The 12,592-nt window shown below is 42.6% G+C and carries 12 protein-coding genes; 11 read left to right on the forward strand and 1 reads right to left on the reverse strand.

From position 1 onward, the window contains the following. Positions 1-271: 271 nt before the first annotated feature. The 11 genes from AWW72_RS00005 to AWW72_RS00055 all read left to right on the forward strand — a co-directional run bounded on the left by AWW72_RS00005 (position 272) and on the right by AWW72_RS00055 (position 11,221). Positions 272-1,156 (forward strand): LysR family transcriptional regulator, encoded by an 885-nt coding sequence (locus tag AWW72_RS00005; protein ID WP_062846055.1) that lies wholly within the window; start codon positions 272-274, stop codon positions 1,154-1,156. A 179-nt stretch (positions 1,157-1,335) separates the two neighbouring features. Continuing rightward, positions 1,336-2,040, forward strand: coding sequence for a CoA transferase subunit A (locus AWW72_RS00010; RefSeq protein WP_004775240.1), 705 nt, complete (start codon positions 1,336-1,338; stop codon positions 2,038-2,040). Between the two features lie 2 nt (positions 2,041-2,042). Then, the gene (locus AWW72_RS00015; protein ID WP_062846056.1) at positions 2,043-2,684 is read left to right on the forward strand and encodes a CoA transferase subunit B; all 642 of its coding nucleotides are present in this window, start codon (positions 2,043-2,045) and stop codon (positions 2,682-2,684) included. A 131-nt stretch (positions 2,685-2,815) separates the two neighbouring features. Beyond that, the gene (locus tag AWW72_RS00020) at positions 2,816-4,225 is read left to right on the forward strand and encodes a short-chain fatty acid transporter (RefSeq protein ID WP_005259261.1); all 1,410 of its coding nucleotides are present in this window, start codon (positions 2,816-2,818) and stop codon (positions 4,223-4,225) included. A 351-nt stretch (positions 4,226-4,576) separates the two neighbouring features. Continuing rightward, positions 4,577-5,764, forward strand: coding sequence for an ammonium transporter (locus AWW72_RS00025; RefSeq protein ID WP_004775246.1), 1,188 nt, complete (start codon positions 4,577-4,579; stop codon positions 5,762-5,764). A gap of 448 nt (positions 5,765-6,212) precedes the next feature. Continuing rightward, positions 6,213-7,157, forward strand: a complete 945-nt coding sequence (locus AWW72_RS00030) for a transporter substrate-binding domain-containing protein (RefSeq protein ID WP_062846057.1) — start codon at positions 6,213-6,215, stop codon at positions 7,155-7,157. Between the two features lie 76 nt (positions 7,158-7,233). After that, positions 7,234-7,977: an amino acid ABC transporter permease gene (locus AWW72_RS00035; RefSeq protein ID WP_004775249.1), complete on the forward strand. Its 744-nt coding sequence runs from the start codon at positions 7,234-7,236 to the stop codon at positions 7,975-7,977. Between the two features lies 1 nt (position 7,978). Beyond that, positions 7,979-8,662, forward strand: coding sequence for an ABC transporter permease subunit (locus AWW72_RS00040; RefSeq protein ID WP_004775251.1), 684 nt, complete (start codon positions 7,979-7,981; stop codon positions 8,660-8,662). A gap of 14 nt (positions 8,663-8,676) precedes the next feature. Further along, positions 8,677-9,402, forward strand: a complete 726-nt coding sequence (locus AWW72_RS00045; protein WP_171254657.1) for an amino acid ABC transporter ATP-binding protein — start codon at positions 8,677-8,679, stop codon at positions 9,400-9,402. Positions 9,403-9,627: 225 nt separating this feature from the next. Beyond that, positions 9,628-10,344 carry a phosphatase PAP2 family protein gene (locus AWW72_RS00050; RefSeq protein ID WP_062846059.1) on the forward strand — a complete coding sequence of 239 codons (717 nt, stop codon included), beginning with the start codon at positions 9,628-9,630 and terminating at the stop codon, positions 10,342-10,344. Between the two features lie 61 nt (positions 10,345-10,405). Further along, entirely contained in the window at positions 10,406-11,221 is an 816-nt protein-coding gene (locus AWW72_RS00055; RefSeq protein ID WP_047429634.1) for a BUD32 family EKC/KEOPS complex subunit, read from the forward strand. Between the two features lie 18 nt (positions 11,222-11,239). Here the strand turns inward: AWW72_RS00055 and AWW72_RS00060 are convergent, their stop codons facing one another. Further along, positions 11,240-12,592: an ATP-binding protein gene (locus AWW72_RS00060; protein ID WP_062846060.1), complete on the reverse strand. Its 1,353-nt coding sequence runs from the start codon at positions 12,590-12,592 to the stop codon at positions 11,240-11,242.

Below are 12,592 nucleotides of genomic sequence, written 5' to 3' on the forward strand. Positions count from 1 at the left end.
ATAAAATACACTGTAATAAATTTAATTGATTAATAAAACAAATCAACTATTCAAAAATACTCATCAATTCCATCAAAGTATATTTAGCTCTTTATTTTAAAATTCATTTTTCGATATTTAGTGAAAATTAAGCAATAATCTGACGACCACTTATTTAAAATAAATAGTTTGCTGTGCAATACCAAATTAACAAAAATGCCAGTCACAAGGTGCGGTTTTTTTTATAAATTACACCATATAAATCAAAAACTTTCCGCATAGGTCGCCCACCATGACTTTAAAGCAACTCAAGGCATTTCTGGCTTTGACTCGTACCCTGAATTATGCAAATGCCTCTGCTGAATTGCATCTCAGCCAGTCTGCTTTAAGCTTGAGTATCAAATCACTGGAAGAAGAACTGGGCGGCAAACTGTTTAAACGCAACACGCGTCGCGTAGAACTGACACAGGAAGGCAAATCGTTGATTCCTTATGCCAAGAAATTACTGGCCAATTGGGAGGATATGGAAAAGGACGTTAAACAACGTTTTAAATTGAATCGCGGCACGCTCAATATCGCGTCGATGCCCTTTGTCACGCATGCGATTTTACCGCAAGTGATTCATAGCTTTTTAGCTAAGCATCCAAATATCAGCTTTTCCATTCATGATATTCCCAATGAAAAAGTCCTAGAAAATGTACAGGATGGTATTTTTGAAATTGGTATTTGCTTTGAACCGCCACGCAATGACCAACTGGAATTTAAACCATTATTTGAAGAAGACTTCCTTGCCTTGCTCCCCAAAACGCATCCACTGGCAAGTGCAGATTCAATCAGTTGGAAGCAATTGTGCGCCAATCCCTTTGTAACCTTGCAACATCCTTCGATTGTGCGACATCTGATTGAAGAAAACTGTCTTAAAAACCATCTGACTTTGGATTTAAAAGTCGAATGCCATCAGATTAGTTCCCTCTCCAGCTTTGTTGCACTTGATATGGGGGTTAGTGCTATTCCGCGCCATTTTCAAAACTTCATTGACAAGGAACATAATGTCTTGATTGAGATTGAGGATGGCAAATTGCCTCAGGCTATTGGGATTGTGTATAAAAAGGATTTTGAGCTTTCCAATATTTCAGCCGAGTTTATCGACATCCTCTTACAGCATGATTTTGGCTAAGCCTCTCAGCAACTTGGCGAAGACCGTTTAATCTCGATATCTCATTTGATTTTTAATAAGATCGATCGATTTCGTTTTATTAATGAGTTTCCCTCATTAATCCTTTAAAAATTTAAACTTCTGTAAATAAGTCCCGAGTGCTAAAACTAATAAAAACCAGGGAATTTACAGGTGAAAAAATGAATAAAGTCTATTCAACGGCTGCACTGGCATTACAAGATGTCGTGAAAGATCAACAGACCTTTGCAGTTGGCGGTTTTGGTTTATGCGGTATTCCTGAGGCTTTGATTCAGGCCCTGAAAGAAAGTGGCGTGACAGGTCTCACCTGTATTTCCAATAATGCAGGCATTGATGATTTTGGCTTAGGCGTATTGCTCAAGACCCGACAAATTAAAAAAATGATTTCTTCTTATGTTGGTGAAAATAAAGAATTCGAACGCCAATATCTAAACGGCGAACTGGAAGTTGAACTCACCCCACAAGGGACATTAGCCGAAAAATTACGTGCTGGTGGCGCAGGTATTCCAGCCTTTTATACCGCAACAGGTGCAGGCACACTGGTTGCTGAAGGCAAAGAACAACGTGATTTTAATGGCCGTACCTACATTCTGGAACCTTCTCTGACCGCAGATGTGGCACTGGTTAAAGCCTATAAGGCAGATAAAGCCGGCAATCTGGTGTTCCGTAAAACCGCACAAAACTTCAATCCTGAATGTGCGATGGCAGGCAAAATCACCATTGCCGAAGTGGAACAGATTGTTGAGATCGGCGAACTTGATCCAGATGAAATCCATTTAGCAGGGATCTATGTTAATCGTGTGGTGCTAAATGCCACACCAGAAAAACGGATCGAACAAAAAACGCTTAAAGCACAGGACGCATAATCATGGCATGGACACGTGAACAAATGGCACAACGTGCCGCACAAGAATTACAAGATGGTTTCTACGTCAATCTCGGCATTGGCCTTCCCACACTGGTTGCCAATTACATTCCAGAGGATATTGATGTCTGGTTGCAATCAGAAAACGGTTTGCTTGGGATTGGTGAATTTCCAACAGAACAGCAACTTGATCCTGATTTAATTAATGCAGGTAAACAAACCGTTACAGCTCGTGCAGGTGCTGCATTTTTCTCAAGCAGCGAATCCTTCGCCATGATTCGTGGTGGACATGTCAATATCGCGATTCTGGGTGCAATGGAAGTCTCTGAACAGGGCGACTTGGCTAACTGGATGATTCCGGGCAAGAAAGTAAAAGGTATGGGCGGTGCCATGGATCTGGTCGCAGGCGTACAGCGCGTGGTGGTCTTGATGGAACACAATGCCAAAGATGGGACTGCCAAAATCGTTAAACAATGCAGCTTGCCATTAACAGGCCAAAAAGTGGTGCATCGTGTTATTACCGACTTGGGTGTTCTGGATGTTGTTGCAGAAGGCATCAAACTGGTGGAACTGGCACCTGATGTGACTGAACAGCAAATTCAGGACGCAACTGGCGTCGAGCTGTTGATTGAAGCCAAAGTCTAATCACACACTCTCTTTTTATTTCTAATTGAAGTGATGCTTTTCCGAGCATCACTTTTAGCCGTTTTTAGGCAGCAAAAATTCATTTAGGACAAATGGATTTCATATCACAACATCAAAGATGGATGCTTAAGATGAGTAAACAACCTGCCCTATTGGAACGTTTCGCGTTACGTATTAGTAACTGGTCAGAAAAATGGTTTCCTGACTCTTATATTTTTGCCTTACTTGGCGTCATTATTGTTTCATTCGCTGCGATCTGTATCGGTGCTCCCGTACAGGATGTTGCCAGTTCATTTGGGAATGGCTTCTGGAGTCTAATTCCTTTTACCTTGCAAATGACCATGTTAATCATTGTCGGTTATGTGGTTTCTGTTTCTGCACCTGTGAAAAAACTGATTCAGATGATGGCACGTATTCCACATTCAGGACGTAGTGCCATTGTCCTAGTTGCCACCACAAGTCTACTTATTTCACTGGTCAATTGGGCGGTCAGTACCATTTTGACCGCTTTACTGGTAATCGCGCTAGCAAAGCGCAAAGAACTCAATATGGATTATCGCGCTGCCGCTGCTGCTGCGATTATTGGCATGGGTGCAACGTGGGCATTGGGAATCAGTTCATCTGCCGCTCAATTACAGGCCAATAAAGCCAGCCTACCCGAATCAATCTATAATCTGACAGGTGTGATTCCATTTACTGAAACCATTTTCCTGTGGCAGTCTTTGGTGATGACCTTGATCTTGGTGCTTGTCTCCATTGCGATTGCCTATTGGTCTGCACCAAAAGGTGACAATGTTAAAACCATGCAGGATTTTGAGCTAAGTTTTGATGAAGAAGAAAAAACTGAAGTTAAATCGACTCGACCAGGCGACTGGCTAGAGAACTCACCGTTATTAACCATTATCGTAGTGGCGTTAGGCTTGATCTGGATGTTTATCGAGTTTTCCAAAACCAATCCGATCATTGCCATTTCCAGTCTCAACACCTATAACTTTGTGTTTTTAATGCTGGGACTTGCCTTACACCGCACACCACGTAACTTCCTGAATGCTGTCAGCCAGGCTGTTCCTGCTGTGTCGGGGATTCTGATTCAGTTCCCGCTCTACGGCAGTATCGCCTTTATTATGACGCAAGCCTTGAACGGTGAAGACCTATCGTTATCGCACTACATTGCAGAGTTCTTTGTCTCGATTGCCTCGAAAGAAACTTTTGCCATTGTGATGGGCATTTATTCTGCGGTACTGGGTTTCTTTGTCCCATCAGGCGGTGGTAAATGGATTATTGAAGCGCCTTATGTGATGCAGGCGGCTAATGATCTACAAGTGCATTTAGGTTGGTCGGTACAGATCTATAATGCTGCGGAAGCTTTGCCCAACCTGATCAATCCATTCTTTATGTTGCCAATGCTAGGGATTTTAAAACTCAAGGCCAAAGATGTGATTGGTTTTACCGTCACGCAACTGATTGTTCATCTGCCTTTGGTTTTGTTCTTATTATGGATTTTAGGTAGAACTTTAACCTATACACCACCGGTAATGTAAACACGCTGTCTTTTTCTTCCTCAGATTTCATTCAACTTGATCAGAATGAAATCTGCGGATGTCTTAATGAGCCTTCTAACGCGCGTTGTCTTAAAACAAAGCTAAGCTAAATTCTGATGGTAGTTTCAATCCACGCCAAAAAACTGTGCTATTTTTAAGCAAATTGCACCACTATTCACCAAAATTACAAATTAATTTCTAAATTGGTGCACTTTTTGCATTATATATTTCATCAAATTGGGTTGTTTCACTACAGCCTGAATTTTTAGATTTACTAAATCCTTTTTGGTGCAAAAAATGAATCAAATATATGCGCCAGAATCGAATTTAGCACTTTTTTTGAGCACCACTATGCAAAACGTAGATCTATTTTTCTTACTGCTCGGTGCAGTACTGGTATTGGCAATGCATGCTGGCTTTGCGTTTCTGGAACTCGGCACAGTACGCCATAAAAACCAGGTCAATGCCTTAAGTAAAATCCTAACCGATTTCGCCATTTCAGCGATTGCCTATTTCTTTGTCGGCTACTGGATTGCCTATGGTCAAAACTTCTTCCATGCAGGCAGCACGTTAGCCTCGGATCATGGCTATAACCTGATGCGCTGTTTCTTCTTGCTGACCTTTGCTGCTGCGATTCCTGCGATTATCTCAGGCGGGATTGCGGAACGTGCCAAGATGCGCTCGCAAGCCATCGCAACCCTGCTTTTGGTGGCGCTGATCTATCCTTTCTTTGAAGGCATGATCTGGAATGGCAATTATGGTTTGCAAAAGTGGCTCGAGAACTCATTTGGTGCAAGTTTCCATGATTTTGCTGGTTCCGTTGTGGTACATGCCATGGGTGGCTGGATTGCCTTGGCTGCTGTGATTTTGCTGGGCGCGCGTCATGGTCGCTATAAAAATGATGGTCGTGTCAGCGCACACCCGCCTTCATCAATTCCATTCCTTGCTTTAGGTTCATGGATTTTGATTGTGGGCTGGTTTGGCTTTAACGTAATGAGCGCTCAACGGGTTGAGGCGATTTCAGGTCTGGTTGCGATTAACTCGCTCATGGCAATGGTAGGTGGAACGCTTGCAGCAAACTTTATGGGTAAAAATGACCCAGGCTTCTTGCATAATGGTCCATTGGCGGGCCTCGTCGCAATTTGTGCAGGTTCTGACATTGTGCACCCTATTGGTGCGTTATTGATTGGCGGAACCGCTGGTGCACTATTTGTTTACCTTTTTACCTATACCCAAAACAAACTAAAAGTAGACGATGTACTGGGTGTCTGGCCTTTACACGGCGTATGCGGTGCCTTTGGTGGCATTGCCGCGGGAATCTTTGGGCAACAAGCGCTGGGCGGTCTCGGTGGCGTTTCCATCATTTCACAAATTATTGGCACCAGCTTGGGGATTATTGTTGCCCTAGCAGGCGGTTTCCTTGTCTATGGCCTGTTAAAAGCGACACTTGGGCTGCGTCTTTCTCAGGAAGATGAATATCGCGGTGCAGATCTTTCAATTCATAAAATTTCAGCGAACTCAGAAGAATCCATGTTTTAAGTTTTAATCTATTTCAAAGCGGCTGATCAGGCCGCTTTTTTTTATGAGCACTCAGCAATATCATTTCAGTTTGCTTGATCTTATTCTGTACTTACCCTGCTATGCAGCAACTTTAACAATGATCCAGCTTGATTGAGATATTCATTCAAATCACTGCTTCTGTTCAATCTCTCAGGAAAATAAGGGTCAAAGTCATGGCATACATTATGCTTTATGTTTTTTGCAACTTTTAATCGGATTTTTCCTTTAAAAAATTGCTTAATTCATCAACAGTTACCATTAACAAAACGGTAAAGAATATCGCTTGAGCAAACGTATTAAATTTTATTAAGATGAAAAATAATGTATTTTTTATGTTTAGAAAGAAAACATTATTTTTCATAACAATGAACGGTTAAACCGCAACAATTACGAATGCGATCATAACGATACAAAAGGAGTTTTGTATATGAAACATAAACGCACCATGACCTCCCTACTTTGTGCAAGCGCGCTGATGTTGGGATTAAGTGCCTGTAGTGACAATAAGGCCCCTGCTGCTGGTGAAAAAGCGGCTGATGGTAGTGCCTCATCTTCAGGCACATTAAACAAGATCAAAAGCTCTGGTACGATTGTACTTGGTTATCGTGATTCCTCGATTCCTTTTTCTTACATTGCTTCCAATCCAAATCAGCCAGTCGGTTATGCGCATGACCTGCAACTAAAAGTAGTTGAGGCCGTTAAGCAAAAGCTCAACATGCCAGACCTGAAAATCCGCTATAACCTTGTGACCAGCCAGAACCGTATTCCACTGGTGTCGAATGGTACGGTCGATCTGGAATGTGGCTCGACCACCAACAATAAAGAACGTCAGCAACAGGTTGATTTCTCGGTAGGTTTCTTTGAAGTTGGTTCAAGACTGCTGACTGCCAAGAACTCAGGAATTAAAGATTTTTCAGATTTAAAAGGCAAGAAGCTGGTCACAACGGCGGGAACCACCTCTGAACGCTATATCCGTCAACATCAGCAAGAACTCGGTATTGGCGAAATCATTTCTGCCAAAGACCATGCTGAGTCATTCCTGATGCTACAAAATGGCCGTGCTGTCGCATTTATGATGGATGATATTTTGCTTGCAGGTGAAAAATCTAAAGCCAAAGATCCAAATCAATGGGAAATTGTCGGCACTGCGCCAATCCATGAAATCTATGGTTGTATGCTCCGTAAAGGTGACACTGGCTTTAAACAGGTTGTTGATGATGCCATTAAAGCTACTTATGCTTCTGGTGAAATCAATAACATGTATAAGAAATGGTTCCAGCAACCGATTCCACCAAAAAATATTAACCTAGACTTTGCGATGTCTGATCAGCTCAAAGCTCTGATTGCCAATCCACATGATCGGGATGAGTAATTCCCCTCTATAACAAGCATATTATTGCAGAACCGGGGAACAGAGGATGTTCTCCCGTTTCTTCTCAGGAGTTATTATGAATTATAGCTGGAACTGGGGAGTTTTGTGGCAATCGACAGGTATTGGAGACACTACCTACCTGAACTGGATTATAACGGGCCTGGGATGGCTGATCGTGATTGCTATTGTTGCATGGACCATTGCCATGCTGCTGGGCAGTATCCTCGGGATTATGCGCACGCTTCCAAATAAAACAGCCAGAGCCATTGGCACAGCTTATGTGACCTTGTTCCGTAATGTACCGTTACTGGTTCAGTTATTTATCTGGTTTTATGTGGTTCCCAACTTTCTCCCTGCACCCATCAAAAACTGGTGGATGAATGATCTTGGCGCCAATACCACTGCACTGATTTCGGCCAGTATTGGACTCGGACTCTTTACCGCAGCGCGTGTATGTGAACAGGTACGTACAGGTATTGAAGCCTTACCGACTGGGCAGATTAATGCGGGTTATGCCATGGGATTTTCCACGGTGCAACTGTACCGTTATGTCATTCTGCCACAGTCTTTTCGTACCATTTTACCGCCCTTGAGCTCGGAACTAACCAACTGCGTGAAAAATACGTCGGTTGCGTCTTTGGTCGGCGTTGCTGAAATCATTTCACAGATGAAAACCATCAGTGAATACACCCAGAATACGATCGAAATTTACACCTATGTGACTGTGATTTTTATTGTTATCAATATCTGTCTCATCTTTGCCATGAACCTGCTGGAAAAGCGTCTGCGCATTCCTGGTTTAATATCAGGAGGAAAATAGCATGGAATGGTTAACTTCTTTTCTCAGTGATTTACAGCAGTCGGGACCTGCGCTCTGGCATGGTTTCAGCATTACCTTAAAAGTCGTGGTTGTGGCAACAATCGGGGGAATTGCGATTGGTACCCTCCTCGCCTTGATGCGTCTGTCTTCGATCAGAGTCCTGAATGTGATTGCACAGGCCTATGTCAACCTGTTCCGTTCCATTCCTCTGCTGCTGGTTCTGATGTGGTTTTATTTTGCTGTACCGTTTATTTATACCGCAGCAACAGGCCAATATCTGACCATTGATACCGCACTGGTTTCCAGTATCGTCGCGTTTATGCTGTTTGAAGCTGCTTACTTTTCTGAAATTGTGCGTGCTGGTATCCAGTCTATTCCAAAGGGTCAGGCTGCTGCTGCATCTGCGCTGGGTATGAGTTATGGGCAGTCGATGCGATTGATTATTCTGCCGCAGGCGTTCAGAAAAATGATGCCGCTATTACTTCAGCAGACCATCATCCTGTTTCAGGATTCCACAATGGTCTATGCCATTGGTCTGCTCGACTTTTTCAGAACAAACTATGTTCGTGGAGATTTAATGTCCTTGCTCACTCAATATATTCTATTTGCAGGACTTGTGTACTTTACCATCAGCGCCATTGCGACATTCGCAGTTAAACGTTTACAAAGGAGGTTACGTGTATGAGCGACAATAAAGTAATGATAGACCTCCAAAATGTCAGTAAGTGGTACGACCAGTTTCAGGTACTGACCGATTGCACCACCCAGATCAGTCAAGGTGAAGTGGTCGTAGTCTGTGGTCCATCAGGTTCAGGAAAGTCTACCTTGATTAAAACCGTGAATGGATTAGAGCCATTTCAACAAGGTAAGATCTTTGTCGATAGCGTACCTGTTCATGAGCCTAAAACTGATATGACCAAACTACGTAGTCGTGTCGGCATGGTTTTCCAGCATTTTGAACTGTTTCCTCATCTCAGCATTACCGAGAACCTGACCATCGCCCAGATCAAGGTATTAGGACGTTCAGAAGCGGAGGCCAATAAAAAAGGGCTGGCTTATCTGGATCGTGTTGGACTCAGTGCCCATGCCCATAAATACCCTGCCCAGCTTTCAGGCGGGCAACAGCAACGGGTTGCGATTGCGCGTGCGTTAAGTATGGACCCGATTGCCATGCTGTTTGATGAACCCACCTCTGCCCTTGATCCTGAAATGATCAATGAAGTACTGGACGTCATGGTCGGATTGGCCAAAGAAGGCATGACCATGATGTGTGTGACCCATGAAATGGGCTTTGCCCGTCAGGTGGCGAACCGAATTATCTTTATGGATCAAGGTAAAATTGTTGAAGACTGCTCCAAAGATGAATTCTTTGGTACACCACGTGGGGAACGTGCGCAGCAGTTTCTCAATAAAATTTTACATTAACAGATTGATCAAACGACATATAAAGCAGCCTTTAAGGCTGCTTTATGCTGAAATAAAAGCGCTATTTTCTTTTAACAATAAGATCAAGACATTAACCTGTATATAAGGTTAAACTGCTTTCCTCTCTCACATTTATCCCAACATTTTTTTATATATCTTTAAGAGCAAATTAAGCTTTTAGGAATTAAATACCAAGATCATATTTCCACCGTAACAGCCTGCTCCATGATCTTGAGAACACCTTTTTTCATCTTGACGAGCTTTTTACTTTTCATCAGTTTTTTTATTTTAGTGTTTGTATTCCCAGTGGGTGGAGCAATTGACTTACACTTAATTCAGCCTTGGGTCAGCCTACATGGAACCTTCCCTTATAAGAATGACTGGTTTCTCGAAAAGCTTAACCATACTTACGTCAAACAACTTTTAACGGCTGTGTATGTCGCTTTCTTCTTTTTATGGTGTGCATCGTTTAAAGTCGGAAAACTGAAACCCCAACGCTGGCAATATGGTTATATGTTTTGGGTCAGTATGCTATGCACCTGCATTGTCGGGTTGCTGAAAGCGCATTCCTCTCAAGCCTGCCCTTGGTATATGACCCATGAAACTGCAACGGGTTTCATTTGGGATTTTTCTGCAACTGCTGGACATTGTTTCCCTGGTGGACATGCCAGTACGGGCTTTGCCCTAATAACGGGTTACTTTGTCTATCGTCTTGATCAAAAACAGAGAGCATGGTTCTATCTTTTTGCTGGAATGCTCATTGGTTTCGCCATGGGCTGGGCACAAATGATGCGCGGTGCACACTTCCTCAGTCATAATCTTTGGACAGCATGGGTCTGCGTTGCAATTAATTTAGTATGTTATACATTCACTTATAAACGTCATCAACAAATAGCAAAGCGCGTTTCAGTACCGTTATACGTATCTGATGTGGTAAAGTGAATGACAGTGCTCATAGAGCGAGCACTGAATTTTGCCCACATTAGGATATTTTTGCTGTCGTATGTCTGACTTTCAAATATTTTTAGAATCTACTTTTGCTTCTCAACAAGACTCTATTCAATCTTATGAACTAGGCTTACGCAAAGTATGGTTAAAAAAGGCCTCTGAACGTCACGGACTATGGCTCTACACACCACTGAAATGGCTTGCCAAAATCTTTAATCTGGGTGCGATTACTCCTGTTCCAAACCAAGGTGGCTCTAAGGCCATTCAATGCGAGTTCAAACGCATTCAGCAACTCAAAGCTTTAGGTATTTCCACTCCAAATGTGTTGGCAGTTTCAAAAAAAGGCATTCTGTTAGAAGACGTTGGCTCACAACGCCAGAGTCCTGTCAGTCAGTTGGATCAAAAACTAGGTAGCCTCAAAGGTCATCCTGAAGCGAGATATGCCTTATTTGATCAAGCTATTCAGGCCATCAGTTACATTCATCATCAACAAGGTTATTTAAGCGAAGCTTTCGCGCGCAATATTCTGGTTGATCAACAGAACCAGTTTACCTTTATTGACTTTGAAACCGATCCGAGAGATGTACTCAGTCTGCATGACTGCTTTGTACGCGACTGGTTATTGTTTATTTTTTCAACAGCTTATCACTTTGAATTTGAACAGCTTGAACAGGCCAGCCAGCAGCTTTATCAAGCCTTATTGGCGGAACCACAAGTTTATAAAGACATTTGTAAAGTAGGCAAACGCTTAAACTGGGTACTACGCTTTAATGTCAGCAAAGTCGGCAATGATGGTAAGCGTATTCAGAAATGTGTCCTGTTTCTACGTTATTTACGCGAACAGGCTGAGACAGCAACCGCAGCAAACTAAAGCGTTATACGTCCAATATTATCCGCTTGCCTTGTCTTCATGATGCGCAAGCTTTTTCGGTAATTTAACCAATACTGATAATCCACCCAGCTCAATACTTCTCGATAAGGTCAGTACCCCGCCTAAGCGTTGGGTCGCTTTATCGACAATAGACAAACCTAGTCCACTGCCCACTTCTAAATGATGATGCACACGGTAGAAGCGCTTCAAGACCTTGTCATATTGTTCAGGATCGATCCCTGCACCGCTGTCTTCGATCTGGATATAGGCAAAATCATCAGAATCGCTATACACCGAAATATTGATAATACCTTGTTCTGGCGTGTACTTAATCGCATTGTCAATCAGGTTGAAAATAATCGAATGTACTGTTGATTCAAGGCTTTGCATTTCAATTAAATCATTACGTTCAAACCCGAGATCGATTTCTTTTTGCATGGCCAGATTCACCAGTTGCTCCACACAATTTAACGCTACATCATTGAGGCGGAAATTAGTATTTGGTTCAATCAGACTCAATGCCACATCCTGTTTAGCCAAAGCCAGAAGCTGAGTCACCAGATGCTGAATCCGTGCCAGACCTTTACTCAGGTTCTGCAAAGATTCATGTTCAGGGAACTGACTAATCAAGATACGGGTTTGTAGATTCAAGGCCGTAACAGGCGTCCTAAGCTCATGTGCGGCATCGGCGATGAACTGTTTCTGTTCTGTTTGAGCATGCTGAATCCGCTCAAACAAGCGATTCATTTCTTCAATGGTCGGTAATAATTCTTGTGGATAGTCTTTGACATCAATCGGTGATAAGCCATCGGAATCCCGCTGAGTCAGTTCTTCCTTAAATTCATCCAGAGGTTTCAGACTGAGACTGATGATAAACGCCAGTACAATAATCGCCACAGGTAGCAACAGGAGATAAGGAATAAACATACTGCCCGCCAATTCCCATGCAAATGCATGGCGAACCTGCTCTTGTTGACTGACCTGAATCTGATAATCTTTTAATGGAATCACATAAACACGCCACTTTCCTTGTGATGTATTTTGTGTATAAAAGCCTGATTGTTTCACAGGTGGAACCAGTAAATGGGTTTGATGCCATAAATGGGTCTGATCTTTATAGGCCCAGATATCAATCAGTAGATCTTCTTCATGATAAGTTCGATGTAACTCGACTCGACTGGCCATCGGAGTGACTGGCTGAGTACTGGAACGCTCAGCCATATATTGCATTTGCGTATCTAAAATTTCATCAACTTCATGCAATGAAATTTTATAAGCAGCCAAAATCAGAAAACAACCTAACACCACGCTAAAGATGGAGGTTCCCCAGATGAGTCTTTTCTTTAGCGAATAATGTTGGCTTTTTTGCAT

Origin of the sequence: Acinetobacter sp. NRRL B-65365 (assembly GCF_001605865.1) — a bacterium.
Lineage (GTDB): Bacteria > Pseudomonadota > Gammaproteobacteria > Pseudomonadales > Moraxellaceae > Acinetobacter > Acinetobacter vivianii.